The sequence below is a fragment of the Streptomyces alfalfae genome (assembly GCF_004127445.1).
Classification (GTDB): domain Bacteria; phylum Actinomycetota; class Actinomycetes; order Streptomycetales; family Streptomycetaceae; genus Streptomyces; species Streptomyces alfalfae.
This window is the reverse complement of record NZ_QEXM01000016.1, coordinates 96,320-119,634: the sequence shown is the minus strand read 5'-3', so window position 1 is coordinate 119,634 and position 23,315 is coordinate 96,320. Positions and strand designations below refer to the sequence as shown.

At 74.8% G+C, this 23,315-nt stretch carries 16 protein-coding genes; 5 read left to right on the top strand and 11 right to left on the bottom strand.

Annotated elements, in window-relative coordinates; translation table 11 throughout:
- Positions 1–56 precede the first annotated feature (56 nt).
- Positions 57–875 (top strand): polyprenol monophosphomannose synthase, encoded by an 819-nt coding sequence (locus tag DCW30_RS06955; protein ID WP_472573276.1) that lies wholly within the window; start codon positions 57–59, stop codon positions 873–875.
- Positions 872–1,399, top strand: a complete 528-nt coding sequence (locus tag DCW30_RS06950; RefSeq protein ID WP_079250398.1) for a GtrA family protein — start codon at positions 872–874, stop codon at positions 1,397–1,399. The genes DCW30_RS06955 and DCW30_RS06950 overlap by 4 nt, the downstream gene beginning before the upstream one ends.
- A 13-nt stretch (positions 1,400–1,412) precedes the next feature.
- Here the strand turns inward: DCW30_RS06950 and DCW30_RS06945 are convergent, their stop codons facing one another.
- The 4 genes from DCW30_RS06945 to DCW30_RS06930 all read right to left on the bottom strand — a co-directional run bounded on the left by DCW30_RS06945 (position 1,413) and on the right by DCW30_RS06930 (position 7,078).
- Positions 1,413–3,089 carry a glycosyltransferase family 2 protein gene (locus DCW30_RS06945; RefSeq protein WP_076685851.1) on the bottom strand — a complete coding sequence of 559 codons (1,677 nt, stop codon included), beginning with the start codon at positions 3,087–3,089 and terminating at the stop codon, positions 1,413–1,415.
- Entirely contained in the window at positions 3,086–5,287 is a 2,202-nt protein-coding gene (locus DCW30_RS06940; RefSeq protein ID WP_076685852.1) for a bifunctional glycosyltransferase/CDP-glycerol:glycerophosphate glycerophosphotransferase, read from the bottom strand. The genes DCW30_RS06945 and DCW30_RS06940 overlap by 4 nt, the downstream gene beginning before the upstream one ends.
- 71 nt (positions 5,288–5,358) lie before the next feature.
- Complete coding sequence (locus tag DCW30_RS06935; protein ID WP_076685853.1) at positions 5,359–6,153, bottom strand: ABC transporter ATP-binding protein; 795 nt, start codon at positions 6,151–6,153, stop codon at positions 5,359–5,361.
- Complete coding sequence (locus tag DCW30_RS06930; protein WP_076685854.1) at positions 6,146–7,078, bottom strand: ABC transporter permease; 933 nt, start codon at positions 7,076–7,078, stop codon at positions 6,146–6,148. Before DCW30_RS06930 ends, DCW30_RS06935 begins: the two co-directional genes overlap by 8 nt.
- 133 nt (positions 7,079–7,211) lie before the next feature.
- On the opposite strand from DCW30_RS06930, the gene DCW30_RS06925 reads away from it, so the two are divergent.
- A complete protein-coding gene (locus tag DCW30_RS06925) occupies positions 7,212–7,832 on the top strand; it encodes a TetR/AcrR family transcriptional regulator (protein WP_062780696.1) in 621 nt (206 codons plus the stop codon).
- A gap of 25 nt (positions 7,833–7,857) precedes the next feature.
- Here the strand turns inward: DCW30_RS06925 and DCW30_RS36600 are convergent, their stop codons facing one another.
- On the bottom strand, positions 7,858–8,025 hold the full coding sequence (locus DCW30_RS36600; RefSeq protein WP_162933582.1) for a hypothetical protein: 168 nt from the start codon (positions 8,023–8,025) through the stop codon (positions 7,858–7,860).
- A 182-nt stretch (positions 8,026–8,207) separates the two neighbouring features.
- On the opposite strand from DCW30_RS36600, the gene DCW30_RS06920 reads away from it, so the two are divergent.
- On the top strand, positions 8,208–9,410 hold the full coding sequence (locus DCW30_RS06920; RefSeq protein ID WP_076685855.1) for a sensor histidine kinase: 1,203 nt from the start codon (positions 8,208–8,210) through the stop codon (positions 9,408–9,410).
- Positions 9,398–10,042: a response regulator transcription factor gene (locus tag DCW30_RS06915; RefSeq protein ID WP_062780698.1), complete on the top strand. Its 645-nt coding sequence runs from the start codon at positions 9,398–9,400 to the stop codon at positions 10,040–10,042. Before DCW30_RS06920 ends, DCW30_RS06915 begins: the two co-directional genes overlap by 13 nt.
- Before the next feature lie 22 nt (positions 10,043–10,064).
- Here DCW30_RS06915 and DCW30_RS06910 read toward each other — a convergent pair whose 3' ends face one another.
- From DCW30_RS06910 to DCW30_RS37315, 6 genes are all read right to left on the bottom strand, one after another.
- Complete coding sequence (locus DCW30_RS06910) at positions 10,065–12,623, bottom strand: FtsX-like permease family protein (RefSeq protein WP_076685856.1); 2,559 nt, start codon at positions 12,621–12,623, stop codon at positions 10,065–10,067.
- Complete coding sequence (locus tag DCW30_RS06905; protein ID WP_076685857.1) at positions 12,620–13,399, bottom strand: ABC transporter ATP-binding protein; 780 nt, start codon at positions 13,397–13,399, stop codon at positions 12,620–12,622. The genes DCW30_RS06910 and DCW30_RS06905 overlap by 4 nt, the downstream gene beginning before the upstream one ends.
- 1,628 nt (positions 13,400–15,027) lie before the next feature.
- The gene (gene galE, locus DCW30_RS06900; protein WP_076685858.1) at positions 15,028–16,068 is read right to left on the bottom strand and encodes a UDP-glucose 4-epimerase GalE; all 1,041 of its coding nucleotides are present in this window, start codon (positions 16,066–16,068) and stop codon (positions 15,028–15,030) included.
- A 70-nt stretch (positions 16,069–16,138) separates the two neighbouring features.
- Positions 16,139–17,818 carry a glycosyltransferase family 2 protein gene (locus DCW30_RS06895; RefSeq protein ID WP_076685860.1) on the bottom strand — a complete coding sequence of 560 codons (1,680 nt, stop codon included), beginning with the start codon at positions 17,816–17,818 and terminating at the stop codon, positions 16,139–16,141.
- Between the two features lie 64 nt (positions 17,819–17,882).
- The gene (locus DCW30_RS06890) at positions 17,883–19,496 is read right to left on the bottom strand and encodes a hypothetical protein (RefSeq protein ID WP_076685862.1); all 1,614 of its coding nucleotides are present in this window, start codon (positions 19,494–19,496) and stop codon (positions 17,883–17,885) included.
- Positions 19,493–23,257: a bifunctional glycosyltransferase/CDP-glycerol:glycerophosphate glycerophosphotransferase gene (locus DCW30_RS37315; protein ID WP_237283425.1), complete on the bottom strand. Its 3,765-nt coding sequence runs from the start codon at positions 23,255–23,257 to the stop codon at positions 19,493–19,495. The genes DCW30_RS06890 and DCW30_RS37315 overlap by 4 nt, the downstream gene beginning before the upstream one ends.
- Positions 23,258–23,315: the final 58 nt, after the last annotated feature.

Here is a 23,315-nt window from a genome sequence, read left to right as displayed (position 1 = left end):
GCAGGGGGCGGGCGTGCTGCCCGACCGCGGACCACCGAAGGGCTTGAGTCATGACCGTGAACACCCCAGAGAACCAGGACTTCTCCGAAGGCCTCGCCGCGCGGCTGCCCGAGACCTGGGCCGCCACACCGCTGACCGTGGTCATGCCCACGTACAACGAGGCGGACAACCTGCCCGGCATGGCCGAGGCCCTGATGGCGCTGCCGCTGCCGGGCCTGCGGCTCCTCGTCGTCGACGACTCCAGCCCCGACGGCACGGGCGCCATCGCCGAACGCTTCGCCGAGCGGTACGGCAGCGCCCGCATGAGCGTGCTGCACCGCACCGAGAAGGACGGCCTCGGCCGCGCCTACGCCGCCGGGATGACGCGGGCCGTCGCCGAGGGCGCCGAGTACGTCCTCCAGATGGACGCCGACGGCAGCCACCCCGCCGCCAAGGCCGCCGAGCTGCTCGGCGTCGCGCTCGCCACCGACGCGGGTGTCGTCATCGGCAGCCGGTACGTCGAGGGCGGCACCCTCGCCGACGCCTGGGGCGCCCACCGCAGACTGCTCTCCCGCTGGGCCAACGCCTACGCGGGCACCATCCTCGGCACCCGCGTCCGCGACATCACCGGCGGTTTCAACCTCTGGCGCGCGGACGCCCTGCGCGCCATCGACCTGGCCTCCGTGGACAGCGCGGGCTACAGCTTCCAGGTCGAGATGAAGTACCGGGCGCTGCGGCGCGGCTTCGGCGTCATGGAGGTGCCGATCCACTTCGAGGACCGCGTGGCCGGCGAGTCGAAGATGAACCTCATGGTGCAGCTGGAGTCCATCGCCATGCCGTGGAGGCTGCGGCTCGGCGCGAGAGCCGCGGGCGGCGGCCCGGGGGCGCGCGGATGACGCCGCCCACCCTGACGGAGGCCACGCCCTCCACCCCGGCGCAGGCGCCGCCCGCCCCGACGCCCGCCGCCGCGCCGGCCCCGCCGCCCCGCCCGCTCCTCGTACGGCTGCGCCTGCTCGTCCTGGAGCTGGTGAAGTTCGGCCTGGTGGGCGGCAGCGGGGTCGCGGTCAACCTGCTCGTCTTCAACCTCCTTCTGCACGGCTTCGGTTCCGGCGCGATGACCGCCACCGCCATCGCCAGCTGCGTGGCGATGGGCACCAACTACCTGGGGTTCCGCTTCTTCGCCTACCGGGACCGCGCCTCGCGCACCAAGCGCCAGATCGCCCTCTTCTTCGTCTTCAGCGGCATCGGCGTGGCGATGGAGAGCGTCCTGTTCTACGCGGCGTACCAGGGCGCGGCCATGAGCGGCCCCCTCGCCTCGAACATCGCCAAGGCCGTCTCGATCGTCCTGGCGTCGGCGTTCCGCTTCCTGGTCTGCCGGACGTGGGTCTTCCCGCGGGGGCAGGGCGTGCGCCGGCGCTGACACCGGCGTCGGCTCAGCGCACCGCGCTCGCCACCGTCCGGGCCGCCCCGCGGACGCGGGAGCCCACCCTCGCCCCCGCCCTGCGGGCCAGGGGGCGGATCAGCCGGGCCGTGACGCCCACCGGGGTCCAGCGGAGCTGGAGGCGGCCCGTGCCTCGGCCCTCCGGTTCCACCGTGACCTCATGGGGCGTCGCCCCGCGCCGGTAGTCGATCCGGGCCCTGAAGGGCGGGAACGACAGGGGCGCGAGGAGCAGTGACGTGTTGCGCAGGCGGCCCGAGGTGAGCAGCAGGACCGGGTGGCGTGTGCCCTCGAAGCCGTCGAGAGGGAGGGGCGCCTCCGCCAGGTCCAGGCGCGCCGAGCCCTCGAAGACGCCGGGGCGGACCGGGTCCAGGCGGAAGCGGCTCCGCATCCGGCGCCGGCCAGGCGCCAGGAGCAGCGTCGCCACCTGCGGGCCCACCGGAAGGCGCAGCCCCGGGTCGTACGTGCGGATCGCGAGGTCCACCGAGGCCCCCGGGCCCCGCTCCACCCGTGTGATCTCGTGGCGGAACTGCGCGCTCGGGAACGGCCGGGTGTCCAGGCCGAGGTCCGTCACGTCCAGGTCCCCGCGGGAAGCGGCGGGCGGGACCTCCGCGCCCCAGTACACGCGGCCGTCCCCGTCCAGCGCCGTCTCGCGCGGCGCGACCCCGTGGCCGAGGCCCCGCGCCGCCAGCTGCGCATCCCGCAGGCGGCCGTCGCGCACCAGCCGGGTGACGACCCGCTCGGCGCGCGGCAGCCGCGCGTACGCGCCGGGGGACAGCTCCGCCAGGTACGGGTTCACGATGTCCGCGAAGCCCCTCAGCCACTCCTCGTCACGGAAGGGCAGGTCACCGGCGTACATCCGGAAGTCGTGCTTGAGGAACTTGTGGTCCTTGGCCTCCCGCACGGCGTCCGTCTGACCGCTCGACACGAGGAAGGCGTCGATGAGGCGCTGCACGTGGACGCGGTCGCGGACGTTCGTCAGCTTGTGGCGCTGGTTGGAGATCGACGCCGACTCCGCCGCCTCGAAGGGTGCTATGTACCAGCGGTAGACGGGCTCCGGGAGCACCGTGAAGGCCCGCGCCAGGCAGTACGCCTGGGCGGAGAAGAGCTGGTCCTCGTAGTGGATGCCCTCCGGGAAGCGCAGGCCGTTCCGGCCGAGGAAGTCCCTGCGGTACATCTTGCTCGTCGACAGGTGCTCGAAGAACAGCGCCGGTTCCGCCTCGATGCCGCGCACCGTGCGGCGCTCCGCGACCAGGTGCGGCATCCAGGTGGAAGTGCGGCCCGTGTCCACCCGCACGCGCTCCACCGCGCCCATCGTGAAGTCCACGTCCGCCTCGGCGTGCGCGGCGAGCAGCAGTTCCACCGCCCGTTCGGGGAGTTCGTCGTCGCTGTCGAGGAACATCAGGTACGGGGCGCGCGCGATGTCCAGGGCGCGGTTGCGCGGCGCGCTGCAGCCGCCGCTGTTCTCGGGCAGGCGCAGGTACGTCACGCGGTCGTCCGCCGCGGCGAGGCGCCGCGCCACGTCCGGCGTCGCGTCCGTCGAGTGGTCGTCGCTGATGACGATCTCGATGTTCCGGTGCGTCTGGCGGCGCAGGGACGCCACCGCGCGCGGCAGGCGCTCCGCGTCGTTGTAGACGATCACCGTCACCGTCACGTCGGGCGTGGTGCTCACAGGGCCTCCTCGGGCGTCGGCGCCGGTGTGCGCTGGTCGAGTGGGGTCACGGGCGGCAGGGACGCCTCGCTCTCGCCGAGGAAGACGCGGCGCACGACCCGCTCGGCCGCGCGCCCGTCGTCGTACTCGCAGAAGCGGCGCCGGAACACCTCGCGCGCCCCGGCCGACGTGTCGTCGCGCCAGGCGCCCGACGTGAACAGCTCCGTCAACTCGTCCTGCGTGCGCGCCACATGGCCGGGCGCCTCGGCCATCAGGTCGAAGTAGACGCCGCGCGTCGTGGCGTACGTCTCCCAGTCGTCGGCGTAGACGACGATAGGGCGGTCGAGGTTGGCGTAGTCGAACATGATCGAGGAGTAGTCCGTGATCAGCGCGTCCGCGGCCAGGCACAGGTCTTCCACCGGGTCGTACGACGAGACGTCGACGACCCGGCCGCTGCGGCGCAGGCCCGCGAGGGGGGAGGCCGCCCCGCCGTAGAAGTAGTGGCCGCGGACCAGCAGGACGGTGTCCTCGCCGAGGCGGTCCGCGAGCGTGGCGAGGTCGAGGCGCGGGGTCCAGGCCGCCTCGTAGTCGCGGTGAGTGGGCGCGTAGAGGACGGCCCGTTTGCCGGGCGCGACGCCGAGCCTGTCGCGGATCGCGCGGATGTCGGCGGCCGTCGCGGAGTGGAAGACGTCGTTGCGCGGATAGCCGTGGTCCAGGGACGTGTAGCGCGAGGGGTAGGCGCGCTCCCACATGCGGGTGGAGTGGCCGTTGGCGGAGACGCTGTAGTCCCACTTGTCGACGCGTTCGAGCAGGCTGTGGAAGTTCAGGCCCTTGGCGGCCGCCGGGTAGTCGAGCTGGTCCAGGCCCATGCGCTTGAGCGGCGTGCCGTGATGGGTCTGGACGTGGACGGCGTCGGGGCGCTTCACCACCGCGTTGGGGAAGTTGACGTTGTTCACGAGGTACTTGGCGCGGGCCAGGACCTCCCAGTAGCGGCGCGTGCCGGGCACGACGTGGTCGGCGCCGGGCGGCAGCAGCGGCACGTTCGCCGCCGAGACCACCCACACCGGGCGGATGTGCGGGGCGAGTTCGGCGGCCTTCGCGGCGATGGCCGCCGGGTTGCAGGCCACGCCGCGGTCCCAGTACGCCGTGAAGACCGCGAGGTCCGGGTCGACGGGGCGATCGAGCTCCCTGCGGTAGCGCAGGTCGCGGACCTTCAGGCCCACCTTGTGCTTGCGCGAGGCCAGCGCCGCCCGCGCCTCGCGGCGCCGCCGGTTGAGGGTCTGGAAGGTGCGGTACTTGGTGTACGCGTCCTCTTCGAGGAGTCGGCGCCGCACGCCTTCGAGGCCGCCGGGGTGCTGGTGCCCCTCGGGACGCCAGGCCACGGCCGCCCGTGCCGCGCGGTGGAAGAACTCCCTGCGCACCGGGTCCGGCAGCCGCTCCCGGGCGACGACGCGCAGGCAGTCGCCGAGCATGATGTCGTAGAGCGCGGCGAGCGGCGCCGGGCCCGCGCCGCGGTCCATGGCCAGGGCGAGGAGCGCCTCGTGGCGGTCGATGACCTCGTAGCGCCGCTCGGGCGGTCCCGTGGGGAGGCTCTGCGCCCGCAGCTCCGTCACGTTCAGGGCGATGTGGTCGAGCGCCGCGACGCGCTCCGCGTCGAGCAGGGCCGCGTGGGCCGCGAACCGCTCGTCGGACACCGCGAGGTCCGCGCGGTGCGCGCGCCAGAAGCCGGCCCGCAGCACCCGGTTGCCGAGCAGCGGGGTGACCTTGAGCAGGTCGGGGGTGTCGGCGAGCGGCAGGTCGCGGCGGCCCTGCCGCGCCAGGATCCTGCCGTCGGGGCTCGGCATCCCCTGGTGCCGCCACGTCGAGCGGACGTGGTCGACGACGAGGACGTCCACGCCGTCCGGCAGCTCGGCCGTCCGGTCGGCGACGGTGCGCGGCGCGCCCGTCGGCACGGTGTCCTTGCTGTGCACGAAGTGCAGCCACCGGCCCGCCGCCCGCTCGGCGCCCGCGACGCGCGCCGCCCCGTCGTCGGCGCCCTCCGGCAGCGGGACGACCGTGACGCCGGGTCTGCCCGCGGCCACCTCCTGCGCGGAGGCCCCCACGGCGGCGACGACCACCTCGAAGGCTTCCGACGCCTGCGCCGTCAGGGCGTCCAGGCAGGCGCCGATGCGGCCCTGGACGTTCCGCCCGTGGACGATGACGCTCAGCCGTGGCTGCACGCGGACTCCTTCCGTTGCGAAACGCCCCCATAGTGTAAGGATGCGAGCGTTGTCGCGACAAAAGGGGCGCGTCAGCCCTTGCCGCCGCCCGTGAACCGTTCGTACTCCTTCAGGACCTCGCCCGTCGGGCCGTCCATCCGCAGCTCGCCGCGCTCCAGCCACAGCACCCGGTCGCAGGTGTCGCGGATCGACTTGTTGTTGTGGCTGACCAGGAAGACCGTGCCCGCGCGCTCCCGCAGCTCGCGGATGCGGGCCTCGGAGCGCTTCTGGAAGGAGCGGTCGCCCGTGGCGAGCGCCTCGTCGATGAGCAGGACGTCGTGGTCCTTGGCGGAGCCGATGGAGAAGCGCAGGCGGGCCGCCATGCCGGAGGAGTACGTGCGCATCGGCAGGGTGATGAAGTCGCCCTTCTCGTTGACGCCGGAGAAGTCGACGATGTCGTCGTAGCGCTGCTTGATCTGCTCGCGGGACATGCCCATCGCGAGGCCGCCGAGGTGGACGTTGCGCTCGCCGGTCAGGTCGTTCATCAGGGCCGCGTTCACCCCGAGCAGGGACGGCTGGCCGTCGGTGAAGATCCGGCCCCGCTCGACGGGCAGCAGCCCCGCGACCGCCTTGAGCAGCGTCGACTTGCCCGAGCCGTTGGTGCCGATCAGGCCGATGGCCTCGCCCTTGCGGGCGGTGAACGACACGTTCCTGACGGCGTGCACCGTGCGCACGCCGCGCTCCTGCCCGCGCCGCAGGATGCGGCCGAGCGCGGCGGTGGCCGCGCCCCTGCCCGCCGTGGCGCCCGCGCCGTGCACGCGGTAGACGATGTCGACCTCGTCGACGATGACGGTGGGCGCGGGCCCCTGGTCTGCGGTCTCAGCCACGGCCGTACGTCTCCTCCGCCTTCCAGAAGTAGATGAACCCGCCGGCCCCCGCGAGCAGCGCCCAGCCGGCCGCCCATGCCCAGGCGAGGTGCGGCAGCCGGTCGTGGGAGTAGCTGTCGATCAGCGCGAACCGCATCAGGTCGATGTACACGGCGGCCGGGTTGCACTCCAGGAGCACCTTCAGGGCGTGCGGCAGGTTCCGGTCCGCGAGGACCGCGTCGATGCTCCACATCACCCCGGAGGCGTACATCCAGGTGCGCAGCACGAACGGCATCAGCTGCGCGATGTCCGGTGTCCTGCTGCCGAGCCTGGCCATGACGAGCGCCAGGCCCGTGTTGAACGTGAACTGCAGCGCGAGCGCGGGCACGGCGAGCAGCCAGTACACCGTCGGCGGGACGCCGAAGCAGAGCAGGATCACGACGAGCGCGGCCATCGAGAACAGGAGCTGCTGGAGCTGTTGCAGGCAGTGCGAGATCGGCAGCGAGGCCCGGGGGAAGTGCAGGGCGCGCACCAGGCCGAGGCTGCCGGAGATGGCGCGCGTGCCCGCCATCACCGAGGCCTGCGTGAAGGTGAAGACGAAGACGCCGGTGACGAGGAACGGGACGTAGTCCTCGACGTCGCGCCTGGTGTCCATCAGGACGCCGAAGATGAAGTAGTAGACCGCCGCGTTGAGCAGCGGCGTCATCACCTGCCACACCTGGCCGAGCTTCGCCTGGCTGTACTGGGCGGTCAGCTTGGCGGTCGCGAAGGCGGTGATGAAGTGGCGGCGCCGCCAGAGCTGCCCGGCGTACGCGGGCAGGGAGGGGCGGGCGCCGCTGACGGTCAGGCCGTGCCGGGCGGCGAGCTCGGCGGGGGAGAGCTCCGCGGGGGAGGGTTCGGCGGCCGGTGGCGCCGGGTGGGGCGGTGTGTCGAGGACCTGGCTCACATCCGCTGCTTTCGCTCGGGGAGGCGGTGCATGTCGCGCACGACGGGACGGGACCGTTTCGTCGTGACGCCGACAGTAGGGCCTCGCCGCGTCGGAACGCAACCGTATCGTCGTCTCGTCCTATGCTGTCCGTATGACGACGAGCAGGCCACAGGATGAACAGCCGCGCCGCAGGCCCCCCGCCGGAGCCGCCGTGCTCCGCGAGGAGAAGACCGAGGCGATCAGGGCCGCCGTCTTCGAGGAGCTGGCCTCGGTGGGGTACTCCCGGATGTCCATCGAGGGCATCGCCCGCCGCGCGGGCGTCGGCAAGACGGCCGTCTACCGCCGCTGGCGCTCCAAGCTGCACCTCGTGCTCGACCTGGTGTCGGCCCTGGCGGTCCAGGGGCTGCCCGCGCCGGACACCGGCTCCCTGGAGGGCGACCTGCGCCTCCTGTACGAGGTCACGTCCCGTGCCCTGCGGCACCCCGTGGCCTCGCAGGTCATCCCCGACCTCCAGGCCGAGGCGGCCCGCAACCCCGAGATCGCCGAAGCCCTGCAGAAGGCGCTGCGCGAGGGGCAGTACGGAGTGGCGAGCGGCATCGTGGGGGCCGCCGTCGAGCGGGGCGACCTCCGCGCGGACGTCGACCAGGAGCTGGCCCTCGACCTGGTGTCCGGGCCGCTCTACTGGCGTTCGGTGGTGGTCCGCGCGAAGCTGCCCAAGGGGTACCTCGAACGCCTCGCGGCGGCCACGGCCGCCGGGCTGCGCGCGCTCTGACGGCTCCGCCCGGCCGTCGGCGGCGTCAGGCCTCGCGCCGCCGCGTCACCCACAGGCCCGTGCCGGCCGCCAGCACCACGACGCCCGTGCCGACGCTCGCCAGGGTGCGGGTGACGCCGTCCCAGGGGGTGAAGCTGAGCATCGCGTTGGCGACGACCGCGAGTGAGAAGACCAGCCAGAGCAGAGGCCTCATGGGAGTCGGTCCTTCCGTGGAGCTTCGGCCGCCGCCCCGTGCGGCGGCCCGGGAACAACTCTCCCGTTCGCGCGGGCCCTCCACGAGGGTGTGCTCTCCCGAAGCCATGGTGTAGCGCGCTACACCCCCGTGGGGGAGCCCGCCCGCCGGACCCCGCCCGCGCGGTGACTTAGCCTGACCGGATGAAGGAGACAGCGGGGGCGGCGGGGCGCGCCATGGCGCAGCTGGGCAAGGCGGCCGGGCTCGCCATCGCGTCGTACCTCTTCGCGGCGCTCATCCTCTTCACGGCCGTCGTCACGCTGCTCGTGGTCGGCGCTGCCGTGCTGCCCGAGACCGTGCTGCTGCTGCGCAGGACCGCGGGCCTCAAGCGGCGCCTGGTCGCCGACTGGAGCGGCGTCCCCGTCCCCGAGGCCTACGCCCCGCTCACCGGCGGCGTCCGCGCGCGCGTGCGGACCGCCCTCGACGACCCCGGCACCTGGCGCGACCTGCGCTGGCTCACCGCCCACTTCGTGTACGGCTGCGCCCTGATGTACGTGGCCATCCCGCTGTGCATCCTCGGCCTGCTCGTCGACGGCTTCTGGTGCGGGCTCCTGCGGCAGCGGGCCGTGGCCCTGCCGCTGCTCGACCGCCTCGCCGACCTGGACGCCGCCTGGTCGCGCGCCCTGCTGCTGCCTTCCCCAAAGGCGCAGCGCAACGCCGACCTCGCCGAGCGCGTCGAGGAGCTGACCCTCACACGGGCCGGCGCCGTCGCCGCGCACGGCGCCGAGCTGCGGCGCATCGAACGGGACCTGCACGACGGGACGCAGGCGCGGCTCGTCGCCCTGTCGATGCGGGTCGGGCTCGCCCGCCGCGCCTACGACAAGGACCCCGTGGCCGCGCGGAAACTCCTCGACGACGCCCAGGAACAGGCCGAGGAGGCGCTGACCGAGCTGCGGCACGTCGTGCGCGGCATCCATCCGCCGATCCTCACCGACCGCGGTCTCCTCGGCGCCGTCCGGGCGCTGGCCGCGGGCAGCGGGCTCGACGTGACGGTCACCGCGCGGGGCGTGGAGGACGCCGCGGGCCAGGCGGTACGGGCGCCGGCGGCGGTCGAGGCCGCCGCGTACTTCGTCGTCGCCGAGGCGCTGACCAACGCCGCCAAGCACAGCGGCGCCGACCGGGCCACCGTGGAACTTTTCCGGGAGGGCGGGGTGTTGGGCATTGCGGTACGCGACGAGGGGCGGGGCGGGGCCGAAGGCGGGGCCGGGGGCGGAACCGGCGCCGGTGGCGGCACCGGGCTGCTCGGCATGCGGCGCAGGGTCGCCGCCCTCGACGGGACCCTGACCGTGACGAGCCCCACCGGGGGGCCGACCGTGATCGAAGTGGAGCTGCCGTGCGCGTGGTGATCGCCGAGGACAACGCCTTGCTGAGGGAGGGCATGGTGCTCCTGCTCACCTCCGCCGGGCACGAGGTGGTGGCCGTCGCCTCCAGCGGCCCCGAGGTGCTGCCCGCCCTCCTCGACCACCGGCCCGACGTCGCGGTCCTCGACGTGCGGATGCCGCCGGGCTTCCGGGACGAGGGGCTGCGGGCGGCGCTCGCGGCCCGCGCCGAGCTGCCCGGCCTGCCGGTCCTCGTCCTCTCCCAGTACGTCGAGGAGACGTACGCGGCCGAACTGCTCGGCGGCGGCGCGAGCGGCGTCGGCTATCTGCTGAAGGACCGCGTGGGCCGGGTCGACGAGTTCCTCGACGCGCTCGAACGGGTGGCCGACGGCGGCACCGCGCTCGACCCCGAGGTCGTGACGGAACTGCTCACGCGGCGCCGCGACGACCCCCTCGACTCCCTCACGCCCCGCGAGCGCGAGGTGCTCCAGCTCATGGCCGAGGGCAGGGACAACGCCACGATCGCGTCGCTTCTCGTCGTCTCCGACCGTGCCGTCAGCAAACACATCGGCAATGTCTTCGCGAAGCTGGGGCTGCCGCCGAGCGACAGCGGGCACCGGCGGGTGCTCGCTGTCCTGGCGTATCTGAACAAGGCGTAGGCCCCGCTCCGTCCCGTGAGGATCAGCCCTGTCCGGCGGGCGCCGGGTAGCGGCCCCGCAGCGACGCCCAGGACGGCACCAGGGTGCCCGCGGCGGCCGTGGCGGCGACCACCAGGACGATCAGCGCCGCCTGCACCGGCGCGAGGTGCGGCAGGCTGTGCGCGAACGCCACGCTGAAGGCGAGCAGCGGCGCCGAGGCCACCGCCGCGCCGACCACCAGGCCGGTCAGCGCCGTGGCCGCCGCCTCCAGGCGCAGCATCCGCCGCACCTGACGCCGCCCGGCCCCGGCGAGGCGCAGCAGGGAGAGTTCCGGACGCCGCCCGATCGTGATCAGCGACAGGGTGCTCAGGACGGCGATCACCGCGAAGCCGCCGATCGCGGCGACCGCGGCGACGGTCACGACCTCGCCCAACGCCTGGTCCTCCGGCCGCAGCCGCTCGGGCGCGGGATCCTTCGTCACCTCCGCCCCGGGGGCCGCTCGCCGCAGGGCCCGCGCGTGGGCGGCGGGCCCGGCCACCAGGACGCGGTCCGCCTCCGCCCGGAGCGAGGACGTGTGCCGGGCGAGCTGCTCGCGGGCGAGGAGGAAGCTGCCGAGGGCCAGTTCGCGGTCGTACGTCGCCACGACCTTCAGCCGCGCCTCGACGCCGTCCCCGAAGCGCAGCGTCACCGTCGAACCGGGGCGTACGCCGAGGGCCCGCGCCTGGTCGTGGCCGACCGCCACCGCGCCGGGACGCAGGCCGCCGACGTCGCCCTCGCGGACGCCGGGGTCCATTGTCCGCGCCAGGCCGCCGGGGGTGACGCCGAGCACCGGCAGGCGGTCCAGGCGGGGCGAGCCCGTGTCCCGCCGGGCGAGGACGACGGTGCCGTGCGTGACGCGGGTCGCCGCCACCACCCCGGGGACGTCCCTGACCCGCTCCAGGGCGTCCGTCGGCAGGCCTCCCGCCGCCGTCACCGCGTAGTCCGCCCGTGCCGCCTCCCGCGCCTGGCCGCCGGCCGCGTGCGTCACCGTCGCGCCCGCCGAGAGCTGCACCGTGACGAACGCCGTGACCAGGATGATCGGCGTGAGCGCCGCCCCCGAACGCCGCGCGAACGCCGTGCAGTTGGCCGCCGCGAGACGACCCGACGCACCGCCGAACCTGCGCAGCGGAGCGCCGAGCACCCGCATCGCCCCTTCCGCGATCCAGGGGCCGAGCAGCGCACAGGCGATGACCAGGACCACGGTCGCCGCACCGGCGGCTGCCGCCGCGGCCTCCCCGTCCTGCAGCGTGGCGGTGCCGGCCGCGCTCACCCCGAGGAACAGCAGCACGAGACCGCTGACCCGGCGCGCCGTGCCCGGCTCCGGCTCGCGCAACGCCTCGGCGGGCCGCACCTTCGCCGCCCGCGCGCAGGCGATGAGCGCGGCGACGCGGGCGATGAGCAGCGTGAGGCCGGCCGTCACCAGGGGCGCGGGCAGCAGCCAGGGCGGCAGCGGCAGTTCGAGGCCGGGCGGCAGCGCGCCGCGGGCCCCGAGCAGGGCGCGCAGCCCGAGGTAGGCGGGCACCGCCCCGGCCGCGCCCGCCAACGCCGCCCACGCGGCGATCCGGCCGACCTCGCGGCCCACCGCGCCCCGCAACTGCCGCGGCGTCGCGCCGACCGCCCGCAACAGGCCCAGCTCGCGGGAGCGTTGGGCCAGCGCCTGCACCACCGTGGACGACACGACGAGCAGCGCGATGAGCACGACTGTCGCCGCCACGGAACCGAGCAGCGCGAGCATCCCGGCCCGCGCGGGGGCTGCGGCGAGGAACTCGGCCCCGCCGCGCCCGTCCCCGGCCAGCACCCGGAGCCCGGCGCGGTCGCCTGCGGCCCGCTGCCCCACGCTCTCCAGCCCGGCGGCGTCCAGGGCCTGCCGTACGCGCCCGTACAGCGTGGCGGCACTCGTCCCCGCCTTCGCCGTCACGCCGACGGCGGCCACGGAACCGGGGTGCCCGGCGAGCCGCCGCGCCTCGGCGGAGGTGAAGTAGACGGCGGAGCGCGGCCCCGCGGCCACCCCGACCACGGTGTACGTGGCGACGGCTCCGTCGACGCGCACGGCCACGCGCCCGCCGACCCGCGCGGTGCCCTCACCGACGACGACCTCGGAGGCGTGCCGGGGCGGGCCACCGTCCCGCAGTCCGTACGACCCGAGCCGGGCGGCGCTCCAGGGCCTGCCGATGGCGTCGGAGCTCCCGACCCCCGCGGGGAACACCTCGTCGGCGACGACATCACGCACTCCGGGCACGCGGCGCACCGTCTCCAGCGCGGCCCGCGGGACCCGCACGCGTTCGGTGAGGCCCGCGGTCGCCGTCTCGGGCTTGCTGCCCCAGGGCTTGGCGGTGTAGCGGGTGTTCTGGTCCCCGGTGACGACGAGGTCGGCGGCGGAGTACCGCTCCACGCGCGCGTGCCCGAGCCCGGCGGAGCCGAGCGCCAGCCCGAAGGAGCCGAGCAGCAGCGATGTGAGGGCGAGCGCGGCGAAGACGGCGGCCCAGGCCTTGCGGTGGTGGCGGGAGGCACGGCGGGCGAGGAGGGCGGCGGGACGGGGCCGGGCGTTGCTGCTTTCGCTCATGCGGCGGCCCTCCCCAGGGAGCGCATGACCGCGTGCACCTGGGCCGCGCCGGGGGCGAGGAGGCGCTCGACGACGGTGCCGCCGGTGAGGAACAGCGCCTCGTCCGTCCAGGCCGCGGCGGACGGGTCGTGCGTCACCATCACCACGGTGTGCCCGTCCCCGTCGACCGCCTGCCGCAGCAGCGCGAGGACGTCCTGGGCGGTCACGGGGTCGAGGGCGCCCGTGGGTTCGTCGGCGAAGACGACTTCCGGCGAGGTCACCAGGGCGCGGGCGATGGCCACGCGTTGCTGCTGGCCGCCGGAGAGTTCCGTGGGCCGGTCGGCGGCGCGCCCGCCGAGCCCGACGGCGGCGAGGGCGCGCCGCGCCGCCTCGGCGTCGTCGACGCCGGCGAGCAGGAGCGGCAGGGAGACGTTCTCCAGGACGCTCAGGGACGGTACGAGGTTGTGGGCCTGGAAGACGAAGCCGACGCGCTCGCGGCGGAGCCGGGTCAGCGCGGCCTCGCTCAGCGAGCCGAGGTCGACACCGCCGATGCGGACGGCGCCGGTGGAGGGCCGGTCGAGCCCGGCGGCGCACTGCAGCAGCGTCGACTTGCCGGATCCGGAGGGGCCCATGACGGCGAGGAAGCGGCCACGGGGCACGGTGAGGTCGACGGGGGCGAGGGCGGTCACGCCGTGCCGGTACCGCTTGCCGACCCCGTCGAGCACGAGCGCACCCGGCTCGCCGACCGCCACCAGCCCCGGGGCCTCACCGCCCCCGGATTTCCGCCGCCTGAACATGTCGTACGTCCTCTCGATGCCCGCGCTGCTGCTACGGAGAACGCTAGGAACGGTGGGCCTACGGGGCGAGAGAGCACGGTCCCGTGACCGAGGTGTAGCTGGCTCCACCTCGGGGTCTGCGTTCTGGGGCTTCGGCGGGCCGGGGGCGTTGCGTGCTTGCCGGGGCCGCCCGGTTCTGCGGGAGTGTGGCGGTTCCGCCCCGTCAGTAAAGGGCGCTCCTTCGTCGCGTCGGCTGCGCCGATGTCGCTCCGCTCCACCCTTGACTGCCGGGGCTCCACCGCAGGGGTTTTGCCGGCCGGGCGGCCGGGGTGGGGCGGCGGGGCCGGCTGGGTTGTGGGGTGCGGTCTTCCTGCCGGGCGCGGACTGGTTCGTCGCGGCCTCGGCGCGGCTGATGGGGGTGCGGCCGGGTGGATCGGCTCCGCTCCGGTGGCAGTGCCGGGCCTCGCGGCCGACTGCTGACCGGCCCATACGGGGCGCGGGTCGGGGGCAGCGCTCGGCCCGGCGGTTGGCGGCTCGGCTTCGGTGGCAGTGTCGGGTGTGGCGGCCGGGTGCGGTCCGGTCCATACGGTGTGCGGGTCGGGGGCAGCGCTCGGCCTGGCGGTTGGGCGGCTGCGCTTCGGTGGCGGTGCCGGGCCTCGCGGCCGACTGCCGACCGGTGCATACGGTGCGGGGGCCGGGGGCAGCGCTCAGCATGGGTGTGACGGCTGGGGGCCGTGCGCGGGGCAGGGGCAGGGGCAGCGCTCGGTCGGGTGGGTCGACGCCTGAACACCCCCAGCTCCGCAGCGACTCGCGGACCGATTCGATACGGGACTGAGGTCCGGGGCGATGTGCGGGGAAGGGGACGCCCAGCCCTCCCGGCGGGCGGGGCACCAACTTTACGAAGGTTGCGTTTCGCCCCACGAGGGGCGCGCGCAGCCCCGAATGCGCCTTCAGCAAATTCGGTCTCGCCCACGCCACCGCCCACACGGACGGCCCATCACCGATGCCGGACCACACCCCAGGAGCCCCCACCGTCCCGGGTGCGGTGCGGGTGGATCAGGAGCGCAGAGAAGTCCCCGCTGTCGCCGAAGAAACAGCAGGTCAGAAGCGGGCGTCGGTCCCCGGCGGTGAGGCTTTCCTGTAGTGCAGGAAAGGCGGCGCGCTGGTGCGCATCGGCGGCCGCGACGCCGCGCACTCGAAGCGCCGCGCGCCGGGCCCGCGCACCGACGCAGCCGAGGACCGCTGAACCAGTCGGCACCCGGCGGCGAAAGCCGATGCCCCCCAGTCCCAGCCGCCGGCCACACGGCACGCTCGCCCCCTGACGCCGGCACTGGAAGAACTAGCCCGCACCCGGCGGTGAAGCCGGTGTCCCGCCCAGGCCCGGCCGCCGGACCGGCGGCAACCCGCTACCCCCTGACGCCCACACCAGAAGGACTAGTCCGCACCCGGCGGGAAAACCGCACGCCACAACCCAACCGGCTCCGCCGCCCCACCCCGGCCGCCCGGCCGGCAAAACCCCTGCGGTGGAGCGCCGGCAGTCAAGGGTGGCCCGAAGGGACATCGGCGCAGCCGACGCGACGAAGGAGCGCCCTTTACCGGCGGGGCGGAACCGCCACACTCCCGGAGAACCGGGCGGCCCCGGCAAGCAGTCAACGCCCCCGGCCCGCCGAAGCCCCCGCCCCGCCCCCACGCCACCCCTCCCACGCCGAAGCCACCATCTCCCGTACGTCCCGCTTCGCCGCCCAGCCCAGTTCCGTTCCGATGCGTTCCGCCGAGGCCACCACCCGCGCCGGGTCGCCGGGGCGGCGGGATGTGACCGTGGGCGGCGTCGCGTGGCCCGTGACCTCGTTGATCAGGTCCGTCATCTCGCGGACGGAGACGCCCTCGCCCCGACCGATGTTGAGCGTCAGGTCGGTGCCGGGCACGGCGGAGGCCAGGGCGCGGGCCGTCGCCACGTGGGCCTCGGCGACGTCGGCGACGTGGATGTAGTCCCGTACGCACGTGCCGTCCGGCGTGGCGTAGTCCGCGCCGAAGATGCACGGGGCCTCACCGGCGGTGAGCTTCTCGAAGACCATCGGCACGAGGTTGAAGACGCCGGTGTCCGCCAGCTCCGGCGACGCCGCCCCCGCCACGTTGAAGTACCGCAGGGAAGCCGTCGCCAGGCCGTGCGCGCGGCCCGCCGCGCGGACCAGCCACTCGCCGGCCAGCTTCGTCTCCCCGTACGGGCTCATCGGCAGGCACGGCGTCTCCTCGGTCACGAGGTCGACGTCGGGCATGCCGTACACCGAGGCGGAGGAGGAGAACACGAAGCAGCGCACACCCGGCACGGACCCCGGCCCCGGCACGGACCCCGACGCAGGCCCCGCCCCCGGAGAGCACGCGGCGTCCAGCAAGACCCGTAGGCCCTCCACGTTCTCGTGGTAGTAGTGCAGCGGCCGCTCCACCGACTCCGCCACCCGCTTCTTCCCCGCGAGGTGGACGACGCCCGTCACCGCGTGCTCCGTCAGCGCGCGCCGCAGGGCGTCGCCGTCGAGGACCGAGCCGACCACCAGCGGCACTCCCTCGGGGACGCGCCCCGCGATGCCGGTGGACAGGTCGTCGTAGACCACGGTCCGCTCGCCCGCCTCCGTCATGGCGCGGACGACATGCGCTCCGATGTATCCGGCGCCGCCGGTGATCAGCCAGGTCATGGTCGCTCGTCCCGTCCCGTGGTCTCGTCGTCGTGAGCTGCAGTCTCCCAGAGCCGGCCGCGGCGGCGGATCAGCGCCCCGCGGCTCCCGAGGCCCCGGTCAGCGCCCGGACCAGCCGCCCCAAGCGCCGCCTCGCCACCCCCGCGACCCCCCGCACCCCCGGGGCGAGGCGGAGGGAGAGATTGCCCGCCTGGGTGGCGTAGGGCTGGACCAGGAGCACCCCGCGCCGGGCGTCCGGCGCCACCGTGCGGCGCAGCAGTCCCGGACCCGCGGCGGCGCGCGCGGTCGTCTCGCGTGTCGTTCCGTCCGCGAAGTGGAGCCGCAGCCGGACGTCCCAGACGCCGCCCTCCTGGCTCGCCAGCGCCCCGAGGTCGAGCAGGACGGTGGAGGTCCACGTGCCGTCCGGCCGTGCGGCGCCGAACGCGGCCGTGCGGCGCTGCCCGGGGTGGCCGCTCTGCCGGTGGAGCAGTTCGACGTCGACCGTGGTGGGGCCCGCCTCGGCCACCCGCCCGTACAGTTCGCGCAGCCGCAGCGTCAGCCGGGCGCTGCCGCCGCGCGGGCGCAGCTCGCCGTCGACCGCGAGGGGCAGCAGGCGGACCGGGCGTACGAGCAGGTGCTCCAGGGTGACCTGGGGGAGGTCGTCCGCCCAGACGGGCGTGGCGTCGGCCGCCCTCGGGTAGGGCGGCGTGAGCCGGGCCGGGCGCGCGGCCACCTCCTTCAGGCGCGGCAGGTCGCGCGGCTCCCGCGAGGCGAGGATGACGCGCGCGATGACGCGGCCCGGGGCGGGCGCCGCGTCGAGGTCGGCGGCGTCGAACGTCGCGAGGTAGGTGCGCGTGAGGGACCACCACTCGCGCTGGTAGCCGGTGCTCCGCGTCGGCAGCTCACGGACGTACATCCGCAGCTCGTGGTCGATGAACTTCGCGCGGGCCGCCCGCGCGAGCCGCTCGCCGCCGGGCGCGTTCCGCAGGATCTCCACGGAGTGCCGGTGGGCCGCCATGCGGGCCTGCCAGTTGGCGATCCCGGAGCGGTCGAGGGAGATGGACAGCCGGGTGGCGGCGCGGCGCACGTGCCACACGTACACCGTGTCGGGGATCAGCGCGATGCGCGGGGCCGCGGCGAGCACGCGCGCGGCGAAGACGAAGTCCTCGTAGATGACGTGGCCGTCGGGGAAGCGGACGTCGTGCTTGCGGAGGAAGTCCGTGCGGTACAGCTTGTCGACGCAGAGCGTGTCGTGGACGAGGCGGGCGCGCAGTTCGGGGCGGGGGACGAGCCGCGCCGCGGCGTACAGCTCGGGCTGCCAGGGCACCTCGCGCCCCGACGGCAGCTCGCGGCGCACGCACAGCCCGGCGCTGACCTCGGCGTCCTGCGTGGAGGCCGCGGTGAGCAGTGCCCCCGCCGCGCCGGGCGGCAGGACGTCGTCGCTGTCGAGGAACATCACGTACGGGTAGGCCGCGGCGTCGATCCCGTCGTTGCGGGGGGTGCCGCAGCCGCCGCTGTTGGCGGTGCGGCGGATCACGCGGACGCGGGGGTCGTGCTCGGCGAGGGCGGCCAGGAGGCGGGGGCTGTCGTCCGTGGAGCAGTCGTCCACGGCGATCACCTCCCCGACCACCGGGCCCTGGGCCAGGGCCGAGCGCACCGCGCCGGTGATGTGCGCCGCGTCGTTGTAGCCGATCACGACGACGGAGACCTGCGCGTGGGGGTTGTGGGAGGGGTGGTTCCGGGCAGGCGGCTGAGGGAGGGTGCGGTCCACGGTGGAAATGGTAGTGGTTTCTCCTAATTATCCGATTAGGTGGGTATAGGAAGGTATTCGTGGCTTACTTCCTACCCTGCTCCCGTCCGTTCACGCGTGCGAGGACCTCGCCCGTGCCCCGGCTCCAGTCCACGACCACCGCCTCCGGCGGCACCTTCTGGTCCGGCGACAGGAGCAGCCACCGCACGTCGTACGCGCGGACGATCGCGGCCCGCTCCGCACGGGTGGAGCCGGGGTCGAGGTAGGCGCGCACGGCGTCGAGGCGGCGCGCGCGCACCCGTTCGTCGAGGGAGGCGTCGGGCCACGCGGGCGCGACGAGGTTGGCCCCGTAGCCGGGCACGGACCGCGTGGGCCGGTAGCCGTTGGTCAGGACGACGTCGCCGTGCCGCATATGGCCGACCGCCCAGTCGTAGCCCGGCCAGCGCGGCGGCTGGTCGAAGCCGACGGGATCGAGCGCGCGCGGCACGACCGCGCCGGCCTGGAGCTGGAAGAACCCGACGCCCGCCCCGAGCGCCGCGGCCCCGGCGAGCGCCCCTCGCCGCCACCCCCAGGTACGCGGCGCCGCCAGCTCGACGGCGAGGGCGAACTGCAGCGGCACCAGCGTCAGGCCGAGGATGCGCCCGTAGGTGTAGTGACCGCTGACCCAGCCGTACGCCACGACCAGGCAGTCCAGGACGAACATCAGCACCAGCGGATCGCCGCGGTCCCTGCGGAAGCGCAGCCACAGGGCCGGCAGGCCGAGCAGCGCGAGCCAGAAGCGCTGCGGCATGCCGGTGTAGAGCTGGCGGTGGATCCAGTCGACGGACTCGTCGCCGACCAGGGAGAACACGCTGTAGTACGGCCACGCCGAGGCGACCACCACCGCCGTCAGCGCGGTCACCGCCCAGCGGGCGGCCACGGCCCAGCGGGTGCCCGCCGCCCAGCGGCCGCCCGCCGCCCAGCGGCCGCCCGCCGCCCAGCGGCCGCCCGCCGCCCGGCGGACACCCACCGTCGGCGCCGCGAACGCGGCCACGCCGATCACCGCCGCCACCGACGAGATCGGGTGGACGAGCAGGATCAGTCCGCACAGCGCGCCGAGCCCCGCGTACGGCCAGAGGCCCCGGCGCCCCTCGCGGGCCAGCGCGCCCGCCCACGCCCAGGCCCAGAAGGCGAGGCCGATCGCGAACGTCGACGGATAGCCGAGGTTGCCCGTCATCGACATCAGGCCCAGATAGCCGCTCCACCACGCCATCCGCGTGCCCCAGAGCAGCACCATCGCGGCCAGCGCGAGGACCGGCGCCCACGGCCGGGGGGTCAGGACGCGCACGAAGCGGCCGATGCCGGTCAGCAGGACGAGCAGGTTGACCGGGCCGCTCAGCTTCACGACCTCCCGGCCCGCCAGCTCCGACAACTGGGCGAACAGGCCCTGCGCGACCGCGTACGGCGAGTAGTACGGGCTGCCGTCGCCCGGCAGGTCCGCCATCGGGTGCGCGGGGTGCAGCAGGTCGTCCTTGAGGCGCTCGACCACCGCCGCGTGCTGCCCGAAGTCGCAGCACATCGGGACCCGCCAGAAGGCCAGCGACATCACCAGCCAGAAGAGGCCGCCGAAGACGGCGTACGGGGAGGGACGCCACCGCCGGCCGCCGTGCAGCGCCGTGGCGCCGTTGGCGGTCCTGCGGGTGACGAGCGTGCCCGTCACCGCATGAGCCTCTCCGCCACGCGGGCCGCCGCGCGGCCGTCGTCGAGGTCGCAGTAGGCCTCGCGGAACGCCGCGTACGCCTCCGCGTGCCGGTCCGCGATCGACTCCAGGTCGCACAGCGCCTCGACGACCTCGCCGGTGGAGGTGAGCAGCGGCCCCGGCGCGGTCGTCTCGAAGTCGAGGTAGAAGCCGCGCACGGTGTCGCGGTAGTGCTCCAGGTCGTACGCGTGGAAGAGCATCGGCCGCCCGGTGTGCGCGAAGTCGAACATCAGGGAGGAGTAGTCCGTGACCAGGACGTCCGCGATCAGCAGCAGCTCCGCGGCCCTCGGGTGCGCCGACACGTCGTGCACGAAGGGCTGCCGGGCGCCCGGCAGCCGGCCCGTCGTCAGGGGGTGCTTGCGGACGAGCAGGACGTGGTCGTCGCCGAGCGCGGACTCGGCGGCGCCGAAGTCGAGCGCGGGCTCGTAGCGGAAGCGGCCGGGGCGGTACGCGAGGTGGTCGCGGTAGGTCGGCGCGTAGAGCACGACCCGCTTGTCCGGCAGGATGCCCAGCTCCCGGCGGACGCGGTCGGCGACCTTGCCGCGGTCGTCGCCGAAGAGCACGTCGTTGCGGGGCGAGCCCGCTTCGAGCACCTCGCCGTCGTAGGCGAGGGCGCGGCCCAGGTGCGGGGTGGAGAAGCGGTTCGGCGAGACGAGGACGTCCCACTGGCGCGACAGCCTCGGCAGGGCGTCGAGGTGGCCGTGGTCGGCGTAGAGCGTGTCGGTGAGGTCGATGCCGATGCGCTTGAGCGGGGCCCCGTTCCAGGTCTGCACGACGGTCTGGCCCTCGCGGCGCTCGAAGAAGTCCGGCAGGTGCCCCGAGGTGACGACGCGCCGGCAGCGGGCCAGCGCCTCGTACCAGGCGGCGCTGTGCTCCTCCACGCCCTTGGCGCCCGCGGGCACGCGGGTCTGCTGGTCGTGCGTGACCCAGAGGTGCTCGACGTCGGCGCCGCGCCGCACCAGCTCCTCGTGGACGGCGCGCGGGGAGTCGCCGTCGAAGTACAGGACGGCGTCGGTCAGGGGCCGCTCGCGGCAGGCGGGGTAGTGGCCGGTGCGGAGCCTGTGCCGGCGGTACGCCCCGCGTTCGGAGCGCGCGAGGACGGACCCGGCCTCGACCAGCAGCCGGTCGCCGAACCGCCGGTCGACGGCGAAGTCCCGCCCCTGCACGGCACGGCGCAGCGGCAGCGCGGCGGAGACGGAGGCGAGCAGCCGCACGGGCATGCCGTCGTGGCCACGGGCCGCACCACCACCGTCCGCACCACCACTGCCGTCCGCACCGCCACCGGCCGCCCCGCCACTGTCGTCCGCCCCGCCACCGGCCGCCCCGCCACTGTCGTCCGCCCCGCCACCGGCCGCCCCGCTAGCCCCAGCCACCTCAACAGCCCTGCTCGCCCCGGCCACTCCAACAGCCCCCGCTACTCCAACAGCCCCCGCCACTCCAACAGCCCCGGCCGCCCCAGTCACCCCGACAGCCCCGGCCGCCCCGGTCTCCCGCAGGAACGCGTACCACCGCCCCTCCCGCAGCGCCCCGCCGCCCGGCGCGAGCACCGCGCGGAAGCGGTCGCCGGTGCGCTCGGCGGGGACCGTCAGCTCCTCGTCGAGGCCGCTGTGCCGCAGGACGAATTCGGCCTCGGGCCACGACGCCGCCGTGGCCACGCCCTCCACCGTCAGCGTGCCGTCGGCGCCCCACTCGACGCGGTCGACGACCGGCTGCCGGGTCAGTTCCACGACCAGGGCGCCCTGGTCGTTGGCGGTGGCGCACAGCTCACGGCCGGGGCCTGCGGGGTAGCGTCCGGGCGCCAGGTCGAGCGTCGCGGCGAGGGACTTCAGAGTGCCGTCGGGCAGGACGAGATTGGCCTGGAAGCGGTCGCCGTGCGGCGGTTCGACCTCCTTGGGCGCGAGGTGCGGCACGGGCGGGACCCCTGTCAGGTCCCCGAGGCGTACGCGGACCTCGAAGCGGCCCTCGGCGAGGCGCAGCGGGTAGGCGAAGTGGGTCCCGGAGTGCTTGTGGGTCAGGCGCAGCGACTCGGGCCGCAGACCGCCGGGCAGGCTGCCGCTCAGCACGACGTCGCCCCCGTCGAGGCGGTGGGCCTCCACGCGCGCCGCGTACTCCTGCACGCGCAGCACGAGCCGCCCCCTGCTGTAGCCGACGGCCAGGCGCAGGCCGTCGCCGAGTTCGCGCACCAGGGTCTGCGCGGAGGAACCGTCGGCGGCGCGGACGGCCGCGCGCCGCACGGAGCCGTGGCCCGCGACGACCACGCCGAGCAGCCAGGCGCCGGGCCGCCACCGGCCGCCGGTCTTCAGCCGCTCGGGGTCGACGGTCATCTCGAAGCCGGACAGGTCGTAGCAGTGCAGGCGCTGCCGGGAGTCCTCGGTGGCCTTCGGCGCGATGACGGTCCGCGTCGGCACCCGGCGGAACTGCCGTCTGTCGCTGGTCGACCGGAGCAGTCCCGTCTTGACGCAGTGCCCCGGCCGGCTCGCCTCCAGGTTGCGCACGTAGGCGTAGCCGCTGATCCGCAGCTTGCCGTCGTCGCCCCATCGCGTCTCGTCGACGCGGGCCACCACCGGCAGTTCGTCGCGGCCGAGCCGCAGCAGCTTCTCGGGGACGCGGCCGATGTCCGGGTAGGCGGCGCGCCGCCGTACCGTGCCGCGCACGTGGAAGGCGGCGCCGTTGGCCCGTTCGAAGGCGAGCAGCGCGATGAGTTCGGCGGTCCGCATCTCGCGCACGAGCTGCCATTTGACGCGCAGGCCGACGGGCAGCTCCCCGATGACGGACGGGTCGGCGCGGCGCAGGAAGGCGGCCGTGTCCGTCATGAACGCCGCGCGGTACTCGGGGCCGCCCATCGGCAGCCCCTCCAGGAAGTACACGAAGTCGTCGCGCAGGCAGGACGCGTCGTAGGTCTTCTTCAGCCGCGGGGAGTGCGTGGCGAGGAAGGCGCTGACGTGCGCGCACGCGGCGACGCGGTCGCGCACGCCCTTGACGTCGGTGCGCCGCCGGGTGATCGAGCCCTCGCGCACCCGCCAGTAGTAGACGTGGTCGCTGAGCACGTCCACGGAGCCGGCGAGGAAGTGCGCCGGAATCATCACGGGGGTGTCCTCGTAGAGCTTGCCCTCGGGGAAGGCGAAGCGGTGGCGGTCCCAGAAGGAGCGCCGGAAGACCTTGTTCCAGGCCACGCGGTCCGCGAGGAGGTCCAGGTCGCGCGTGATGTGCGTACGGCTGCGCGGCTCGGTGAGCCACTTGTACTGCCAGGCCTGGGAGCGCCCGCGCTCGGTCAGCCGCCAGACGTTGCCGCTCGCGAAGTCGGACCCGGTGGCGTCGAGGCTCGCGATCATCCGCTGGTACGCGTCGTGCGGCACGACGTCGTCGCTGTCGACGAAGGTGAGGAACTCCGCGGTGGGGGAGGCCTTGCGCACCCCGGTGTTGCGGGCGGCGCTCAGCCCGGCGTTGCGCTGGCGCACGTAGACGAAGCGCGGGTCCCTGGCGGCGAACTCGCGGGCGATGCGGGGGCTGCCGTCCGTCGAGCCGTCGTCGACGAGGATGCATTCGAGGCCGCCCGCCCCCTCGGGCCCGCCCGCCCCCACGCCCCCGGGCCCGCCCGCTCCCTCGGGGCCGCCCGGCCGGTCAGGACCGCCGATGGTCTGCCGGGCGATCGACTCAAGGCACTCCTGGAGGAACTCCTCGACGTTGTAGATGGGCACGACGACGCTGAGACGGGGCTGCACGGCGACCGGCCTTTCGTGAGAGTACGGGCATATTTATCCCCTTTGCCCGTTGCTCGCT

Coding starts and splice junctions, on each gene's coding strand:
- galE (WP_076685858.1), bottom strand. CDS start 16,068: ATGACCTGGCTGATCACCGGCGGCGCCGGATACATCGGAGCGCATGTC.
- DCW30_RS36600 (WP_162933582.1), bottom strand. CDS start 8,025: ATGAGGCCTCTGCTCTGGCTGGTCTTCTCACTCGCGGTCGTCGCCAAC.
- DCW30_RS06910 (WP_076685856.1), bottom strand. CDS start 12,623: ATGAGCGAAAGCAGCAACGCCCGGCCCCGTCCCGCCGCCCTCCTCGCC.
- DCW30_RS06950 (WP_079250398.1), top strand. CDS start 872: ATGACGCCGCCCACCCTGACGGAGGCCACGCCCTCCACCCCGGCGCAG.
- DCW30_RS06925 (WP_062780696.1), top strand. CDS start 7,212: ATGACGACGAGCAGGCCACAGGATGAACAGCCGCGCCGCAGGCCCCCC.
- DCW30_RS06905 (WP_076685857.1), bottom strand. CDS start 13,399: ATGTTCAGGCGGCGGAAATCCGGGGGCGGTGAGGCCCCGGGGCTGGTG.
- DCW30_RS06920 (WP_076685855.1), top strand. CDS start 8,208: ATGAAGGAGACAGCGGGGGCGGCGGGGCGCGCCATGGCGCAGCTGGGC.